This window comes from Galbibacter sp. L-19, assembly GCF_056857615.1.
The window spans coordinates 77,729-97,912 of the sequence record NZ_JBSXNL010000057.1 but is presented as its reverse complement, the minus strand read 5'-3'; the positions used below and the strand labels follow the sequence as shown (position 1 = coordinate 97,912).

The window sequence follows — 20,184 nt, the reverse complement described above, 5'->3', positions numbered from 1 at the left end:
CAAGAATACATAAAAGTGGCTATCTAAAAAGTAATTTATAGTTGTCAAACTGAGCTTATTGAAGTTTTAAACAACTGATAATCAAAAAATATCCTTCGAAAAACTGAGGATAACACTTAGAGTTTGGATACTTTTTAGACAGCCACCTTTTACTAAATAGAACGAGAAAGAAAAACAAAAAAAGGCTATTATAAAATGATACAAGAAATTAAATACAAACAGGTTGGTAAGTTTGAAGATACCAAATTTGAAAAGATTCATAACGAAATCTTTGAAGACTCTAACTATGCGTCTGTTTTGGTGGCTCATGAAATTGCAGAACTTATCAAAGAAAAACAGCAGGAAGGAAAACCTTGCGTTCTTGGTCTTGCTACAGGATCTTCTCCTATTAAAGTATATGAAGAGTTAGTTAATCTTCATAAAAAAGGAGAGCTCAGTTTTCATAATGTAATAACATTTAATTTAGATGAATATTACCCAATGGAACCTGAAAATCGTCAGAGTTATTACTACTTTATGCATCAACATTTATTTGATCATGTAGATATTAATCCTGAAAACATTAACATTCCTTCTGGAGAAATCTCTCAGGAAGAATTGGATCAATATTGTATTGATTACGATTTAAAAATTAAACAATTAGGAGGCCTGGATTTTCAATTATTAGGAATTGGACGTACAGGACATATTGGTTTTAACGAACCCGGTTCTCATAAAAATTCAGGAACAAGAATTATTACCCTCGACCATGTTACGCGTAGGGATGCAGCATCCGATTTTAACGGAATTGAGTATGTTCCTAAAAAAGCAATCACAATGGGAGTTAGCACCATTATGAAAGCTAAAAGAATTATTATGCTAGCATGGGGGCATAAAAAATCTGCTGTCGTAAAAGAAACTATAGAGGGGCAAGTTACTGCAACTATACCTGCTACATTTCTTCAAAACCACGACAATGTTACAATGATTCTAGATGCAGAAGCCGCATCAGATCTTACTAGAATTAAAACTCCATGGATTGTTAGTCAGTGTATTTGGACAGACGATTTAAAAGTAAAGGCTGTTACTTGGCTAAGCGATGAGTTAAAGAAACCTATTCTAAAGCTTACCGATAAAGATTATAATGAGCATGGCATGGCAGGATTACTAACTATTGAAGGCTCTGCTTACAACTTAAACATTAAAATCTTTAATAAATTACAGCATACTATTACTGGTTGGCCTGGAGGGAAACCAAATGCCGACGATAAAAACAGACCAGAACGTTCTACTCCAGCTAAAAAAAGAGTTATTATTTTTAGTCCACATCCAGATGATGATGTAATCTCTATGGGAGGTACTTTTTCTAGACTTATAGACCAAGGGCACGAAGTACATGTGGCATACCAAACCTCTGGTAATATTGCAGTTACCGATGAGGAAGCATTGAAATTTGCAGAAGTTGCAAAACTAATGGACAGCAATGCTGATAAAACAGATTTCAAAAAAGTTATTGATTTTTTAAATTCTAAAACAACTGCTTATGAAGACAGCTTGGAAACTAGAAAATTAAAAGGATTAATACGTAGAATGGAATCTTATGGAGCAACTCGTTATGTTGGATTAGACGATTCTCAAGTACACTTTTTAGATTTGCCTTTTTACGAAACTGGAAAGGTAAAAAAGAATCCTATTGGCAAGGAAGATATTGAAATAATCTCAGACCTTATTACTAGTATTAAACCGCATCAAATATATGCTGCGGGAGATCTCGCCGATCCTCATGGAACTCATAAACTATGCCTAGACGCCATTTTTGAAACTATTGAGCAGATAAAAGATCAAGCTTTTATGGACGATTGTTGGGTGTGGTTATACCGTGGTGCGTGGCACGAATGGGATATTGCAGATATAGAAATGGCTATTCCATTGAGTCCAGATGAAATGAATAAAAAAATAAACGCTATTCTTTTCCACCAATCTCAAAAAGATAGAGTAATGTTTCAAGGAGAAGATGCTAGAGAATTTTGGGTAAGAGCACAAGAAAGAAATAGAAATACCGCTGTTTTGTATGACAATTTAGGACTTGCAGAATACGAGGCTATCGAAGCCTTTAAAAGATATCATTTTTAAATTTTAGTTTATAGTTAGCTTTGAGTTAGTTTCAAGATTAGCCCTTCTTCATGGGGCTAATCTACTACCTCAAGAGAACAAAACCGACTACCAAGAGGCAAACCTACGAGGTATTCAAAGGAAAATAATTTAATCCATTAGGACATAGAGGCCTTCGGTAAACTCAGGACAGGCATTGAGGAATTAAACTCTCTCCTCTATAAGGGATTAAACTTAAATGATTATCTTAGAAACAGTGTTATTTCTAAACAAAATATAAACAAAAAAACATGATTTTAGTTGCTGATAGCGGTTCTACAAAATGTGATTGGATACTTGCTGATAAAAATGGAGAACAGTTACTTTTCTCTCAAACTGAAGGAATAAACCCAATGGCTTTATCCGATAAATCTATAATTGGTATCATTCAAAACAATAAAGATTTAGATCCCTACAAAACGCTGGTTACACAAATTCATTTTTATGGAGCTGGTTGTGGTACACGTAGTGCCGATCAAAAAATGAAACTTATACTTGAAAATATCTTTGAAAATACTATTCATATTAGTATAAAAGAAGATGTTGTTGCTGCCATTCATGCAACAACTACCAAGCCTGGAGTTATTTGTATTTTGGGTACCGGATCCAATTGTTGTTATTTTGATGGCACTAATATCATTCAAAAAATACCTTCTCTTGGTTATGTACTTTCAGATGAAGGAAGTGGTAATTTTATAGGAAAAGAACTACTTCGAGGTTATTACCACAAATTAATGCCTCAGCATTTGGCAATAGCTTTTGAGAAGGCATACAATACAGATATGAATCAGGTTTTCCAGCAATTATATCACAACCAAAATCCAAATAAATATTTAGCCTCTTTTGCTCGTTTTGCATTTAATCATAGAAACGACCCCTATATAGAAGCTCTTTTACACCATACCATAGCAGGGTTTGTAAAAACGTACTTAACACACTATCACCAAGAATTACAACAAGACCCCATTCACTTTGTTGGATCTATTGCCTATTATGCGCAAGACATCATAAACAAGCAACTTAAAGAAAAAGGATATAGAGCAAGTACTTTTGTAAGAAAACCAATTGACCGACTTGTAAAATATATTGCTAGTCAAAACATCCAAGCTTAAATTTAAAATTATGAACCTAAAGTATCTCTTATTATTCCTAATTGTTTGTATTAGCTGTAAAAACACTAATAAGGAAACAGCTATAAATACAAATACTTATATAACTCCAAAACCTCAACATTTAGTAAAGAAAGAAGGGACTTTCACTTTAAACAACAATACTTCTTTTAGTTTTTCTGATGAAAAATCCAAAGCACTAGCTTCCTTTTTTATAGATAAAATTAAAGGATATACTGGGATTAAATTAACTATTGCTGAAAATAAACCAGAAAAAAACACCATCTATCTAAAATTAAACGATTCGTTATCAATAAATAACGAAGGTTATAATTTAACTATCGATTCAAAAAATATACTAGTGGAAGCAAAAACTCACCAAGGTTTATTCTACGGAATGCAATCGGTACTTCAATTAATCCCACTTGTTTCAGAAGAAGAAAAAAACACTATCACTTCAGTTGTTATTCCTACAATAGAGGTTGAAGATGAGCCTACATTTTCATGGAGAGGAATACATTTAGATGTTTCCCGTCATTTCTTTTCAGTAGAAGAAATTAAAAAGCAATTAGATGTTTTAGCGCTTTTCAAAATAAATAAATTTCATTGGCATTTAACCGATGATCAAGGATGGCGTATCGAAATAAAAAAATATCCAGAACTTACAGAAAAGGGAATTAGAGTTGATGGAACTTCAAAAGAAAAAGAATTTTATACTCAAGAACAAATAAAAGAGGTTGTTGCTTATGCTCAAGAGCGTTTTATTGATGTAATTCCAGAAATTGAAACCCCAGGACATGCAGTTGCGGCTCTTTCTGCATATCCAGAATTGGCTTGTAATGATAAAGAAAACTACCAACCAAGAGAATTATGGGGAATTGATTATAATATTTTTTGTGCTGGAAAAGAAAATGTTTTTTCCTTTATAAAAGATGTTTATGATGAATTGATTCCTTTATTTCCATATAAATACTATCATGTTGGAGGAGATGAAGCTCCTAAAAAAAGATGGGAAAATTGTCCGCTTTGTCAAAAAAGAATGCAAGAAAATGGACTAAAAAATGAAGCTGAACTACAAAGCTATTTTATTGCTCGTGTTGAAAAAATCTTACAAGAACACGATAAGATAATGATAGGTTGGGACGAAATTCTTGAAGGAGGTATTACCCCTACAACAAATATAATGTCTTGGCAAGGAGAAGAAGGAGGAATTAAAGCCGCCAATGCAGGTCATGATGTTATTATGACACCAACAGCCTATTCATATTTAAATTTTCATCAAGGAGATTACAGAGTAGAACCAATGGCACATGGAAGTTATATTCCGCTTGAAAAAGTTTATAATTACAATCCTATTCCAGAAGAAATACAAGAAGATAAAGAAAAACATATCCTTGGAATGCAAGGAAACCATTGGACAGAATATGCGTATGAAGGGAAAGATATTGAGTACTATGCATATCCTAGAATAATTGCTATTGCTGAATTAACATGGAGTGGGGAAAACACAAAAAATTATAATGACTTTTTGGTTCGATTAGACAATCTCTATCCTACTTTAGATTTTTATAATATAAATTACCATATTCCACTTCCTGAAGGACCTACAGCCAACAATATCGCTTTTATTGATAGTGTGAGTTTAGAATTTAACACCACCCATCCGGTTAAAATGGTGTACACTTTAGACGGAAGTTTACCTACTCCAGAAAGTGAAGTTTATAAAAATCCGCTTACATTTACTGAGGATACTAAAATAAATATTGCCTCTGTTTTATCTACAGGAAAAATAAGTACTATAAGAAAACTCCAAGTTAAAAAAGTTAGCCTTAAAGAACCTTCATCTGTTGATAATTTAGCTTCAGGATTAGTAATGAAAACTATAAAAGGGCATTTTGAAGATGCTTCTGCCATTACAGGAACTCCTTCTAACCCAAAAATCATTAAAAACATTCAAGATGCAAATGTAACTTTCGATTGGGGAAAAGATATTGATACAACACAATTTAAAGCTGTATTTTTAAAAGGATTTGTTGATATTCCTGAGGATGGTGTCTATTATTTTGCCAGTAAACAAGAAAAAGTAAAGATTGCCGATTCTTTGATTATCGATCCAGAGTACACGCTAAAAAGGTTTCCACTAGAAGGTACTATTGCTCTTAAAAAAGGAAAACATCCTATTGAAATAGTCTACATAAACAATGTTATAAAAGGATGGGCATCCGATTGGAATACTGTAGAAGTTACCTACAGAAAAGCAGATGAAACTGAATATAAAGCAATTGATAGCACTATGATTTTTCACTAACCATAAGTTGTAATTAGCTTTTATAACACCGCCATAATTTGTTGTTTTCAGTCTACCTTTCCCAGAGGGTAGACTGATTTTTTTATGGTCTAGTTTAGAATTACGTTGATTATTTCTTAGCGCTAATACCAATCCAAATTACCAGTGACTTCATGCTTTTCATTTCTTTTGCTCGCCCAAAAGAAACGAAACAAATAAAAAAGCGCATTATTTAATGAATTTGTTCGACAACGAGGCCAAAAAAAGTAAAGTATATAATTTTCAATAACTTAAATCATATTTCGTATTATCCTAACACAAAGGCGAAACAAAAAAATTAGTCTTCTTATATATTTATAATTCTTATGTTGAACTCACGTTATACTATAATTATAAGAAAGCTAGTATACTGTATAAACTGAGAAACCTCACCACCCGATAAGGTAGTGAGGCCTCTCAATCAAAAGCTAACTTAAATAAATAAATTAACGCTACTAAAAACTAATAAGATATTAGTTATACTTCTATTATTCAGGTTTAAAAACCCAAGTCCATCCTGTTCCCCCAGCATTATTTGCTAAGTAAAGAATTAACTCGTCTTCTGTTAAAGAAATAATGGTGTATAAACCATCAGGATTTCCTTGTTCTGCCCCTAAAATATTTAATCCCTTAATTTGTAATGTTTGGTTCTCTACATCCAATACAAATCCTCCTTGTTCTCCATCGCCACTAGCATCTACATAATAAGTGTAATTTGCACCACTATTAAGGTCAAAATGCATTTTCCCTGCTGCATCTCCTGGAGGGCAACAATCTCCTGCTGCATTCCACCATGCAGTTTCCCACGAAGCTGGATCATCTGGTGGCGACATATACCACCACTTTCCTCCATCTGCACCTGGTCCTCCGGCAAACACCCATGTTTTTCCTACAGACGTTTCTTCACTTACCAAATCATACCAATCTTGGTCCAATGCATTATCTAATTGATCAATTTGTACATCAATAGTCTTAGTAAAAAACTCGGCTCCTAAAGTTCCCGTAAAAGTAAATGTTGATTTTCCTGGAATTGGATAAATAAATTCTACTTTATCTGTGTAAGCACGTCCTAGGTTATAATCCCAATATCCTGTAACACCTTCTGTTAACATATTAAGTTCTACTTTATTTCCTCCTGGAGTACTTTGTGTTGCCACTAGCTGTACTCCATCAATATCTATAGTATTCTCCAACATATCTCTATCCTCAATAGGCTGGCATGCTGCAAATAACAGCACAAGAGATACAATCCAAAGATTTATAATCTTATATTTTTTCATGTCTTTAATTTTTTTCAGTTAACATCTTACCATCCTGGGTTTTGTTCGTAAACACCATTCGAAAGTCTTATTTCTGTTTCTGGAACAGGTACTAACCCTTTAGTTTCTGGTCTATACTTAACACTATATTTAGCATCCACCCCAGAATTTCTAACATCTATTTGATCTCCAAATGCATCCTCAAGATCTCCCCAGCGTACCAAATCAAACCAACGCAAACCTTCAAAAGCAAATTCGTGTAAACGTTCTTCTTTTAATGCTTCAAGAGAATATCCTACTGAAGCTAAACCAGCTCTACCTCTTACGGCATTTAACCCATCTGCAGTTTCCGTTAATTCTGAATGCATTAAAAGTACATCTGCATAACGTAAGTATATGTAATCTTGGGCATTCCATAATTGTAATGGATCTCCATTATTCATATCATATAAGAAATAAAACATTCCTTTAATTCCATCTTCTCCCTCTGGGTCTGGATCTGGATGCTGAACAGTAGTATACTTTTTATTTACAAAACCAGTTTCATGATCTCCTTTATCTGCTTGCCAACCATCGGTACCTTGTTCTGCATCTCCTAACTGAAGAATTGATCCTCTTTTACGAGGATCCGCATCATCCCATTGATTCCAAAGTTTAGGATTTACAGAACCCCATCCCCATCCTTGACCGAATGGCACCATAGAATTATCTCTAATTCCAAAGAAAAGAGGATATCTATTGTTGTATTGTTGTCCCCAATCCCAATTGGTAGTTGTATAACGTTGCATAAACATAGTTTCTTTGTTTCCAGTACCATAAGTTGGCGATAAACCATCTTGACCAACCCAGCTTAACCCTTCGGTTTCTGCCCATGGAAGCACTACATCTCCTGCGCTCTCATTAACATAAGAATATGGCCATAAATTTCTAAAATCGGAGGCTAATCCATAACCGCTATTATTCATACAGTCATTTAAATAAGTAACCACTTGAGCTTTTGTAAGTGTACTTCCATCTGGTAATGCAATATCACTTGTTGCTTGCCCTTCAATATTGGCCATATATCCTGTGTAAAATAAATATGCTCTTGCCATATAAGCTTCCGCTACCCATTTATTAGTATGTCCATATCTTGCTGTAGGAATAGCAGAAAAACTTTGTGATGGTAATAAATCAATTGCAGTTTTAAAATCGGATGCAATTTGTCCAAATGTTTCAGAGTAAGAAGCTCTAGGAGCATCTCTAGGGTCATTAATTGTTAGAATTAATGGCATTCCCCCAAAGAATTTAGCAGCTCTAAAATAGAAAAAACCTCTCATAAAGTATGCTTCTCCTATTGTTTGTTGCTTATATATTTCTGCTTCTGCTTCCGTATTAAAAAAAGAAGAAAAATCTGTTGTTTCTACTTTTTCAATAATTGTATTACATCTAACCACTCCATTATAAGTTTGTACCCATAAATCTCTATACGTATCTTCTTCTGGGTCTTGGAAACTATCTACATTTTTAGCAGACCTATCATCTGGTCCCCCACCTCCAAACATCATATCGGAGAGTAAGTTAGCCGCTATGGCTTCATCACTATGTGGTGCCGCAGTATACAAAGCATTGTAAACCCCAGACATAGCTTCGTCTATATCTTGTGGACTACTATAAAAGTTGTCCAAACTCTTTTCGTAAAGATTTTCTGTATCTAAATAATCCTCACTGCAACTCGCCGTAATTGCAAGAACAGCAATGGAGATACTATATATTACTTTTTTCATTGTTATCGTTTTTATATATTAAAAATCAACACTTAATCCAAACATTACTGTTCTTGGTAATGGATATAAACCTAAGTCAACACCAGAAGCCCAAGCAGTATTATCATTTCCTCCGTAGGATACCTCAGGATCCATTCCGTCGTAATCTGTGAATGTGTATAAGTTATTTATAGCAGCATAAATATTGATCTCCTTGATATAATCAACATTCTTTAAATATTGTCCTAATTTAAACCCTACTGTTAGATTGCTAATTCTTAAATAATCAGCATCGTGCATATAGATATCAGAGATCCAGTTGGTATTTCTATTAGAAACAGAACTTAAACGTGGTAACGTATTTGATGTTCCTGCCCCATGCCAACGATCAAAAATATCTGTAGTATAATTTTGGTCAAAATTATCGGCAAAAGAACGGTACGATTGCATTACTTGCATTCCATATTTACCAGTTAAGGTTGTATTGACATAAAAACCTTTATACTCTGCATTTAATTGAAGTCCTAATTCAAAATCTGGATTAGGATTCCCTAACATTTTCTTATCTAATTCATCAATAACCCCATCTTGATTTTGATCTACAAAACGTACATCTCCAGGACGTTGATCTGAAAAATAAGGAGTTCCATCTGTTGGCTTCACATACGCATCAACCTCATCTTGAGTTTGTAAGATTCCATCGGTTTCATACCCATAGAAATAACCTATTGGATATCCTACTTCAGCTCTAGAAATATAAGCAGTTCCTTGAGATAGTATATGTGGCTCCCCAGTAATAATACCTTCGGCATTTGCTATTTTAGTCACTTCATTTTTGTTATAAGCTCCTGTTACAGTAGCTCCATAAGAAAAATCTCCAACCTTATCATTCCATGACACCATAAACTCAAAACCAGTATTCTCAATATCACCTCCATTAATGTAAGGAGCACCAGCTCCAGCTGTACCTTGAATAGGGGCTCTTACTAACCAGTCCATTGTTTTTTTCTTATACCAATCTGCTGTAATTGCAAGTTTTGAATTAAAGAATCTTGTATCGACTCCGAAGTTTAATTGTTCTGATGTTTCCCATGTAACATCTGGATTAGGAACAATTGCTGGGGCTGCTGTTGGTCCAGAAATAGGTTTTGTATCTCCAAAATAATAACCAGGGTTAAAGTAAGCTATACTAGAACTATAATAAAAATTAGGAATATTTTGATTCCCATTTTGTCCCCAGCTTCCTCTAAGTTTTATAAAAGTATTAGAATCTTTCATAAAGTTTTCGGCACTTAAAATCCAACCTGCAGAAACTGAAGGAAAGTATCCCCATCTATTTCCTTCAGCAAAATTTGAAGACCCATCTGCTCTCATCGTTGCAGAAAACAAATATTTTTCTTTATAGTTATATTGTGCTCTTGCAATGTATGAAAGTAATCCTCCTCCTCCAGCAGCCCAATCGGCTCCATAAGTATTAATAGCTCCAATTACAGATTTATCTACATTATTTAAGAAAGCGTATTCTGGCAATCCAAATCTACTATCTGCCATACTTCCGCCTACTTCTGTATTGATTTCATTTTTATAAACTTCATTACCAATTAAAGCTGTTAACTTATGGTCTCCAAAGGTATGGTCATAAGAAATTGTATTTGTTAAAGTAGAATTATTTCCTAAATATTGATTTTGGGCAACCCCGTCTGTAGCATTACTATATAAAGTTCCAAGTGCATAAGTTGGTGTCCAAGAACGACCATGACCAAACCATGCATTAACTCCATAAGAAGATCTAAATTTTAAATTTTTAAGAGGTTCTATCTCTATATATACATTCCCTACAATGGCATTATTTTTATTCCCAAGGTTTGCATAATTATGCCTGTAATACATAACTGCTATTGGATTATGCGAATTATTAGAAATTCCATCCATAGTTGGCGTAAATCCATATTGATCTGGAGAATCTGCCCAATACGCTGGCATTAAAGGATGTTGCACCAAAGCATTGTGCAAATCATTCCAATAAATATTTCCAGTTGCTACACTTCTATTTTCTGTTTGAGTGTAAGTAAAATTCTCTCCAACAGTAACAATACTGTGTTGATCATTTTTAAACAGCGTAAATTCTGTATTCATTCTTGTGGTTAACCTTTTAAAACCAGCATCGGTAATATTACCACCTATAATCCCTGTTTGGTCAAAGAAAGAAGCCCCTAAAGAATAGGTTATATCTTCACTCCCTCCTGTTATATTAATAGAGTGATTAGCAATCGGTGCATTTTTGGTTGACATTTCATCAATCCAATTGGTTCCTTCCCATCCATTTTGAAGCATACTCCAAACATCTTCTCCTAATTGAGTTCCTAATTGTCCTGGATATGAATTATTTAACCAACTGTTATTTTTAATTATACTTTCCCAATCGTTTGGTGCTAATCCATCATTAACACGCCCTTCATCCATTATGTACATATACTCTTGCGCATTTAACGGACTTAAATTTTTATAGATATTCTGGAAACCATAATATGTTTCATAATGAATTTGTGGTTGTCTAGCTTTACTCCCTTTACGAGTTGTTACTAAAACAACACCATTTGCAGCACGAGAACCATAAATTGCAGCAGAAGCAGCATCTTTTAATACATCAATACTTTCAATATCTCCAGAACTTAAATAATCTATATTTCCAACAACCACTCCGTCTACTACATATAACGGATTAGAATTTCCAATAGTCCCTAAACCACGAATTGTAACTTTTGTTCCGGCTCCTGGCGCTCCACTATTTCTAGTAACACTAACTCCAGGCGTTACCCCTTGAAGGGCTTCCATTGCTGTACCTGTATTTAGTTTAGAGATATCCTCACCTTTAACATTTACATTTGCTCCAGTTGTTAATGCTTTTTTCTGTACTCCATACCCTACAACTACAACTTCTTCAAGTGACTCTAAAGATTGCTCTAGAGTTACATTTATAGAAGTTTGTTCTCCTACCAATATGGATTGTGATTTCATACCTACATATGAAAAGATCAATTTGTCTGATGGACTTACCTCATTAATATTGTAATTCCCATCAAAATCTGTTTGGACACCATTATTAGTACCATCTACCATAACCGAAACCCCTGGCATAGGCATTCCAGCATCATCAGTAACAGTACCACTAATGGTTTTTGTCTGCGAAAACATGCTTTGTGCGCAGAGCAGCAGCAAAACAATAATCGCGAATTTAAACTTTAGCATCATCTTTAATTAATTTAAGTTAATTGAGTTAGATTTTAATCAAAGCAATACAAAGGATTATGAAGAGTACCTTACTTGTTAAAAAACAAAAAAGACTAAAAAGACTAATAATCCAATAATGATTATTATTAATAGAATCTCACTTAAGGTTCTCCAGCTAAACTTTGAAAAGCTTTTTTTCATTATGTAAATGTTAACAAAACATTAAAAAAAATGTAGAACGAATTAAGCAATCAATATTAAATTTGATGCAAGGGATGTAGTAGAAATGATGTATGCTTCATATGTTGCATAGAATGCTTCATTATTACTATTCACATATAAAACATTCAAAATCAGTAATTAATAAATATTAAATGTTTAATATTTAAGTACAAAAAAAGATGATATGATAATATCACTATGCTTTATTCGCTATAGACTCAAAAAAGTAGTACACGTAAATATTCCCTTTGAAATGAAGATAAAACTGTCTCAAAACTATAATTTATTACTAGAAACACACTTATATCTATATTGTAACACTAGACAGTTTAAACAGAATTATTGTTGTCCGATAAAAGCAGACAGCGTTTATTGCATTCCACATATATCAAGGGTTAATAGAGGTTTTTAAAATACCCCCCCTTGCTATTAAGAAAAATGAATAAAAAGAGGAGTTTTGTAATGTTATTTCTTTAAACTACTCATTTTGTACTAGTTAAGATTTTAGTCTTTTCTCTTGCAGTGAAGTGGTTTTGTATTTTTACTCGGACATTAATAAAACAGAATAATTAAATGGTATTTGAACACAGAGTATTTAGATTAACCCAAAAAATTGAAAATTCAACTCTCTCAAAACAATCCCTATAAGTAATCAACTACCTCGAGGCAAGCCTACGAAGTATTCAAAGGAAAAATATTTTAATCCATTTCGACGTAGAACACTTCGATATACTCAGAACAGGCTCTGGGGAATAAAACCCTCAATGAGGGATTTAAGAGACACAAATTCAATTGATTCAATGCAGAGTCCCTTCGATAAACTCAAGATAAGCTGTAAGGAATTAAACCTTCTTAAGATAGTAAAGGCTTGATAATTGATTATATAAAAGTAGTTGTAGTTTGTTTAAAAAATGTATACTGAAGCAAAATTACTCCTCTTTATCTGCTTCTACTTCTATTTGCGTAGGAAGAACCCCAAAATAATTTTTAAAGCATTTGGTAAAATAAGAAGATGTAGAGAACCCAACCGTGTAAGAAACTTCACTTATATTGGTATTACCTGCTTGTATGAGAACCTTAGCTTTATGAAGCCTGATATTTCTTATGAACTCGTTTGCTGTTTGATCTGTAAGAGCTTTTATTTTACGATATACCTGACTTCTACTTAAATTAAGATGAGAAGCAAGCGATTCCACACTTATTTCTGAATCTCCAATATGTTGATTTATATAGTTTAATGCTTTCTGAATAAACTCTTTATCCAAAGAAGTAGTATTTGCATTGGCTGGTAAATCGCTAATAGCGCTAAAATATTTATTAAAAATAAGTTGCCTACTGGTAATAAGTTGAGACAAACGAAGTTTTAATAATCTCATATCAAATGGCTTTACCATATATGCATCTGCACCAATTTCTATTCCCTCTATTCTATCGTCAATTTTTGCCTTTGCAGTAAGCATTAATAATGGAATATGACTGGTTCTGATGTCTGTTTTTATACATCTACACAATTCAAATCCATTCATCTCAGGCATAATTACATCAGTAATAATTACATCTGGCAATGTTTCTATAGCTAAATCGTATCCTTCTTTTCCGTGGTTAGCTGTAAGTACCCTATAATGGTTTTTTAATTCACTTTTAAGGTAATTCCTCAATTCTATATTATCCTCTACAATCAATACCGAATATGGATGAAGAGCTTCTTTAGGTTGATCCCCTTCTATTTTTTCTATAGGAATATTAGCTTGTAAATATTTCTTGTTAGATTTATTTTGTTCATACACATCAGAATAAATCTCATCATCTTTTAAATGTTCTTTCCCCTTTGGTAGTATAATTCTAAAGGTAGTTCCATCTTCTACCTCACTTGCTACTTCAATTTTACCCTTATGTAATTCCACAAAACTTTGAACAACTTCTAAGCCTATTCCTGTACCTCCATAATATGTTTTATTCAAACTATCTACTTGATAAAAACGTTCAAACATCTTGCTTATCTCGTCTTTAGGAATTCCTATTCCTGTATCAGAAATTACCAACTCTACTGCCTTTGCTTGATAATGCTCATTCACCAAAGGAAAAGTAACCAGATCGTCTTTAGTATACAATGCTACACTAATAGTACCTCCTTCTGGTGTTGCTTTAAAAGCATTTGAAATAATATTAAAAATAACTTTTTCAAGCATATCAATATCTGCCCAAACCATTACTTCTTCTTCATCGGTACTAACATCTAAGTCGATATATTTTACATGAGCCTCTTCCTTAAAATAGCTCAAAACATCATGAGTTAAATCAACCAAATTAAATTCTTTGGCTTTTAGGCTAATTTTATTAAGCTCCAGCTTTCTAAAGTCTAATAACTCATTTACCAATCTATGAAGTCTTGCTGTATTTTTTTGAATAATTCGATGTTTACTTTTAATTCCCTCTGGAAGAAGCAGCTTTTCATTATTCATAATATCATGAAGCGGATTCATTATTAAGGTTAGTGGAGTTCTAAATTCATGAGAAATATTTGTAAAAAACTGAAATTTTTTCTCATTTAAATTTTGCTCTTGTATACGTTTTTCTTCCTCGTACTTAGCCAATTGCTTGGTACGAATTCTACTTTGGGTTACTTTATTTAAAAGATACAATCCAATAAAAAATATAGTTAAGTACCCTATTAAAGCCCAAGATGTTTTCCACCATGGCGGCAAAATGGTTATTTTTAATTCTAAAGGCTTTGCATTCCATACCCCATCGTTATTAGACGATTTTAGTTTAAATATATAATTACCAGGGTCTAGGTTGGTGTAAGTGGCACTTTTAACACCTCCTACATAATTCCATGTGTTTTCATAACCAGCCAAGTAATAAGCATATTCATTTTTTTCTGGTCTTGTATAATTTATTCCTGAATACTCAATTGTAAAAACAGATTGTTTACTGTTTAATGAAATACTATCGGTCTCTGTTATAATTTTATTTAACGGTGAGTTCTCTTGAGTTGGAAGTACTTTTTTATTAAAAATCTTCAATTCCGATAAGTATAAAAAGTTTTCACTCTTATTAATATCTATAGTATTTGGTTTAAAATAATCTACCCCATCATAGCCTCCAAAATAGATTTCTCCATTTGCATTTTTATAACTGGAATTCATATTAAAATCATTAGAAAGCAAACCATCATTAACAGTAAAATTTGTAAATTCATTGAATTCAGTATTTATTTTTACTATTCCAGAGTTCCCAGAAACCCATATATTCTGACTGTTACATTCAATAATCCCACAAACATTTTCCAATATTAGTCCGTTTAACTTATTGTACCAAATAAAAGAGTTACTTGCTATGTTATACTTACATAAACCAGCTCCTTTTGTTCCAATCCATATATTTTTATCGCTACTTTCATATAAAGAAAGAATATGATTTGCTGTAGTTACATTATGGTATTTCTCCTCCATTTTTTCTTTCATGGAATTTATAGAGAACGCCCCATTGCTTTTTTGTACTATTTTAAATAATCCATTTGTAGTACCAAGCCAAATATTATCTTTATAGTCTACAAGAACTTTCCAAGAATCACTATTAGAAATTCCATTCTCCTGAAACTCTGGCGTATTATAATGAGTAAACTTAGCTGTTGTAGGATTGTAAGAGTGTAATCCGCTATGGTAAGTAGAGATCCATATGGTTCCTTTGGAGTCTTCATCAAAACTAACCACCACATCAGATTGTAAATCTCCATTTGTAGTCTCTTTTGTTTTATTAACAAAATGTTTTGTTCCATTCTTTAAAAAGAAAATACCTTGATCCCAGCTTCCAGCCCAAATATTCTCTTTACTATCTATAAAAATAGCTTGAATATAGTCGCTTGTTAATCCTGAATACTTGCTTTTTAAAGAGGTGTTTATATGTGTGTATTGATTACTCTTTTTATCAATCACATCAATTCCTCCACCATCCATTCCTACCCATATCTTACCAGATTTATCCTCAACAATAGAGGTTACAGAGCTAGCTTGAAGAGAATTAGGATTGTTATATAAGCTTTCTAATCCTTTAAATTTATCATACAGAGGATCATATACCGCTACTCCTTTATTATAATAGCCCAGCCATATTTTATTATCTTTATCTTGATACAAAGACCATATTGAGCTCGACAATAAACTCTTTTCGTCCTTATTACTTGCTTTATGATGATTTAAAATTTTTCCTTGCTGATTGATATGGTACAACCCATCGTTTTCAGTTCCAAACAACAAAGTTTCATCTTTTAAAGATGTTATCGAAAAAAATGGATTCTCAGAAACTGAAAAGTGCTCTATCTCTCTATATGTATCATTATCCTTATAACTTGCCTTGTAAATTCCTTTTGAGGTAGCACCAGCCCAAATATTATTATTCTCATCAATAATTAAAGATTTTATATGATCTTTCACATATAATTCTTTTGAAAACAACGTAGGCTTCAATATACTTTTGTTCGAATCGTATTCTTGTATTCCTAAATTAGTTCCAGTGTAGATTTTACCATCATTATCTATAGCAATTGCTTCTATGGTTATTGGAACATCTATATTTAATTTGCTGCTTTGAATTTTATCTACCTGAAGAATTTCATCTCCAGTAATCTTAAATAATCCCGCCCCAAAAGTTCCTACAAAAATATTTCCTTGTTTATCTTCTATTATATTTCTTACAGATATACTCTTATTGTAGGTAGCTTCAAACTTAGAGTTTGGAATTCTTAAAAATTGATCATTATTTTGATTATATAGATTAAGACCTTCTTCTGTTCCTACCCAAAACCTATGTTTACTATCTAAAAATGTGCAATAAACTACACTACTGCTAAGAGATGTAGAATCGTTTAAAATATATCTGTAGGAATTGTAATCTATTCCATCATACCTGTAGAGACCAGCCCCGTTGGTAGCAATCCACATAAACCCATCGTCGTCTTGATTGATATGATAAATTCCTACTTTGGGAATATCCTCCATCATACTCACAAAATTGAACTTCTTATTTGCTTCTTGAGCAAACAAAAAGACATTCAACAAGAATCCAATACAGGAAAGAAAATAGTCTTTTCTAGACATTTTAGGTTTTTATTAATAGGTACATAGGTTAATACCAAAAATAACATAAAATATTAAATATTAAATTTTTATACCTATATTTTAAAATAAAACCTTTTTAATGCGATATAAAATATCATAAAATAATTTTTTAACTTAATTTAATAAATAATATTTGGAGTATAAATCTCCTTATTTCATAAAAAAACCTTGAGAAAAATCTCAAGGTTTATACGTATCTAATCAACACCATCGGTGCACCCCACGAAGCATTTAAACAAAAATATTTAATTCATTTCGAGGTTTTCAAAATAAACCCCTTGCTATTAATAAGAATGAACAAAAAGAGGACTTCAGTAATACCTCTCCTTTAAACTGCTTATTTTATGACAGTTAGATTAGTCTTTGCACTTTATTCTATGCTCTATGTTCTATGTTCTTTGTCTTTTGTCTCTGTTCTTTTTCTTATAGCAAAGCGATCTTATATTTTACTCGCACATTAATGATAAAATATTTATAAAACTCTTACAACTACTTAAATAAAATACATACAGGTGTTGCTGCCTTTATCTCATCTACATATGTTAATAGTCCGTTATTGATATCTCTTTTAAATGAAATTATATTGTTTGTATATTGATTTGCTACTAAAAGAAATTTTTCGTCTGGCGATAATGAAAAATTACGCGGACCTTCTCCTCTAACAGATTCATGACCTATAACTTCTAAATTACCATCATCCTTAACTTTAAATATTACAATTGAATTATGTCCACGATTGGATGCATACAAAAACTTCCCATCGGAAGAGATATGAATATCTGCTCCTGTATTTTCTTCTTTAAAATCTTCTGGTAGTGTTGAAATAGTACTTTCCACTTTAAACTCTCCAGCCTCATTTATTGCCAAAACTGTAATCGTATTATTTAATTCTCCGAAAACATATGCCCACTTTCCACTCGGATGAAAAGCCATATGACGAGGTCCTGCACCTTTTGCTATTGCTAATTTCTCATTAGACTTAGGTTCTATTTTATTGGTTTCGGAATTAAGTTTAGAAAACCATAATTCGTTTGTCCCTAAATCTACTTCTATTACATCATTTTGGGTAGGTTGTAACCATACAGAGTGCGCATGCGGACCGTCTTGTCTTTTATTAGCTCCTTTCCCTTTATGTTGATGTACATCTAATAATTCTGTAAGACTCCCATCTTCTTTTAGTTTAAGTAAGCCAACACTTCCACTAGAATAGTTTGCTGCCAATACAAATCCTTCATCATTACTTACTACAAAACATGGATGCATTCCTCCAGAAGATTGTTTATTTATAAACTCTAATGTATCTTTTAATATTTTAAATGAAGAAACTTTCCCTTCTGTTAGTTCATTGGCTGCTATTAGATATTTTTTATCTGCAGAAAAATTTAAATAAGATGGATTTTCTGTCTTAGCAACAAGCTTCTCCTTAGATAATTTCCCATCTTCTGCTAAAGAATATTCATAAATCCCTTCACTCTCGCCATTGGTATAAGTTCCTACGTAAAATGGGGAATTTTGCTCCTTTTTTTCTTCAATTTTACTATGAGAATCTACCGCTGTCATATTTTCTTTTTTCTCTACTTTGTCCTTACAGCTTGCTAATAAAACTATTACCAATGCTATTTTTAGTAATTTCATTTCCGCTAAATAATTAGAATGTTTATAAAAAGGAAAGATACAATTTATTAGTATTTAATTACAAAAAGTCAAGATGAGTTCATAAAAAAGATTCCCATCTAAAAGAAAATTATTTAGAATTTCTAACTTCGTTTTCTTTATCGTTTTTATTTTTTTGAAAAATTCTTCCCGTAAAATATCCTAGTAAAAATGGTAAGAAAAGTATTATTGCAAAAAATAAAACTACATAAAACAGAACACTGCTTATAATATCTTTTACATGTGTCATGGTATTGTTTATTGCCTCTTCGGCTAAAATATTTACCTCTTTAGAAAGTGCTTTCCGCTCTCTCAACACCATACTATCTAATGCAACCCGTTCTCTTTCAATAATTGTATCTATAGACGCTCTTTCTTCAGAGAAAAAGACTTTTGAACTTTCTATGTCGTTATGTAATCCTAAAAATAAAATTTGCATATCCCTCCGGAAGTCTTTTATAGATTCATCAAGCATTTCTGGAGTAGTTTCCGCAGTGGTAACTAACCTATTCAAACTATTATCCATACTATTAAATGCTTTTTGAAGACTAGCCGAGTCTATTCCTTGTTCCCGAAGCATCAATTCTGTATTCCATTGTAATTGCTTTCCAGTACTTTCTGAAGTATAAACCAGTCTGTTTGAAAAATTTGTCATTACTTCAGAGAGCGTTCCAACGGTTTTTAAAGCCGTACTATCTGGAGTTTTATTAGCCTCTAAATATGCATCGCGAATGGATTTATGACGAAAGTTTAGTCCGTAAATAGGATTTTTTTGAACGTAGTTTTCTACTAACTCATCTAATTTCTTGTAATTCTTTTCGCTTAACAAACTCCGGGCATTTTTCTCTATAGCATTTGAATTTGTATGAGCTATGTTAGCAACATAAGGCTGCCACTTTCCAAATAAAGGCCTTGCTTTATCTGAAACTAAGAAGTTTTCCATAGCTAAAGAAAGAGCCCAAGCATCTACTAATGCCAATTGCGGCATTGTTTGAAACCCCACTTCCCTATAAGAAGTTAATGTTTTTAATTTCCATCGATAAGCATTTTTCTGAATTTCAAAATCGGCTTCTTCATAGATAATACTATCGGCTGCCCATTCTACCCTTTCAGAAGCATCTGCTATAAAACTCTGTGTTAGCAATCTAGAGTTTAACTGACTCGTAGTTAATGGTTCCTGAGCGCTTTCTATTTTTAAAAGTGAACAAGATTGTAGTACAAATAAAATAAGAATAGCAGAAATATAAGTTCTAAATCTCATCTAAGCTTGGTTTATTTCAATAGGTAGATTCTTTTAAACTGTTTCCTAAAGATACTTATTTTAACTGAAATCAATCAAAACCTATAATAATAAACTCCACATAATACACCTTCATTAGAACAACACTT

The 20,184-nt window shown here is 32.6% G+C and carries 9 protein-coding genes; 3 read left to right on the top strand and 6 right to left on the bottom strand.

Annotation, left to right across the window (positions count from 1 at the left end; all coding sequences use genetic code 11):
* Positions 1-195 precede the first annotated feature (195 nt).
* From nagB to AC13CQ_RS10945, 3 genes are all read left to right on the top strand, one after another.
* Complete coding sequence (nagB, locus tag AC13CQ_RS10955; RefSeq protein ID WP_008615446.1) at positions 196-2,112, top strand: glucosamine-6-phosphate deaminase; 1,917 nt, start codon at positions 196-198, stop codon at positions 2,110-2,112.
* Between the two features lie 269 nt (positions 2,113-2,381).
* Positions 2,382-3,242 (top strand): BadF/BadG/BcrA/BcrD ATPase family protein, encoded by an 861-nt coding sequence (locus AC13CQ_RS10950; protein WP_008615447.1) that lies wholly within the window; start codon positions 2,382-2,384, stop codon positions 3,240-3,242.
* Between the two features lie 10 nt (positions 3,243-3,252).
* Entirely contained in the window at positions 3,253-5,547 is a 2,295-nt protein-coding gene (locus AC13CQ_RS10945; RefSeq protein WP_474507660.1) for a family 20 glycosylhydrolase, read from the top strand.
* Positions 5,548-6,053: 506 nt separating this feature from the next.
* Here the strand turns inward: AC13CQ_RS10945 and AC13CQ_RS10940 are convergent.
* The 6 genes from AC13CQ_RS10940 to AC13CQ_RS10915 all read right to left on the bottom strand — a co-directional run bounded on the left by AC13CQ_RS10940 (position 6,054) and on the right by AC13CQ_RS10915 (position 20,056).
* The gene (locus AC13CQ_RS10940) at positions 6,054-6,845 is read right to left on the bottom strand and encodes a hypothetical protein (RefSeq protein WP_337901293.1); all 792 of its coding nucleotides are present in this window, start codon (positions 6,843-6,845) and stop codon (positions 6,054-6,056) included.
* 26 nt (positions 6,846-6,871) lie between these two features.
* Entirely contained in the window at positions 6,872-8,590 is a 1,719-nt protein-coding gene (locus AC13CQ_RS10935; protein ID WP_474506691.1) for a RagB/SusD family nutrient uptake outer membrane protein, read from the bottom strand.
* 18 nt (positions 8,591-8,608) lie between these two features.
* On the bottom strand, positions 8,609-11,764 hold the full coding sequence (locus AC13CQ_RS10930) for a SusC/RagA family TonB-linked outer membrane protein (protein WP_335587625.1): 3,156 nt from the start codon (positions 11,762-11,764) through the stop codon (positions 8,609-8,611).
* A 1,187-nt stretch (positions 11,765-12,951) separates the two neighbouring features.
* A complete protein-coding gene (locus tag AC13CQ_RS10925) occupies positions 12,952-17,121 on the bottom strand; it encodes a hybrid sensor histidine kinase/response regulator (RefSeq protein ID WP_474506690.1) in 4,170 nt (1,389 codons plus the stop codon).
* 510 nt (positions 17,122-17,631) lie between these two features.
* Entirely contained in the window at positions 17,632-18,777 is a 1,146-nt protein-coding gene (locus AC13CQ_RS10920) for a lactonase family protein (RefSeq protein ID WP_474507659.1), read from the bottom strand.
* Between the two features lie 109 nt (positions 18,778-18,886).
* Positions 18,887-20,056, bottom strand: a complete 1,170-nt coding sequence (locus AC13CQ_RS10915; RefSeq protein ID WP_474506689.1) for a hypothetical protein — start codon at positions 20,054-20,056, stop codon at positions 18,887-18,889.
* Between the last annotated feature and the right edge of the window lie 128 nt (positions 20,057-20,184).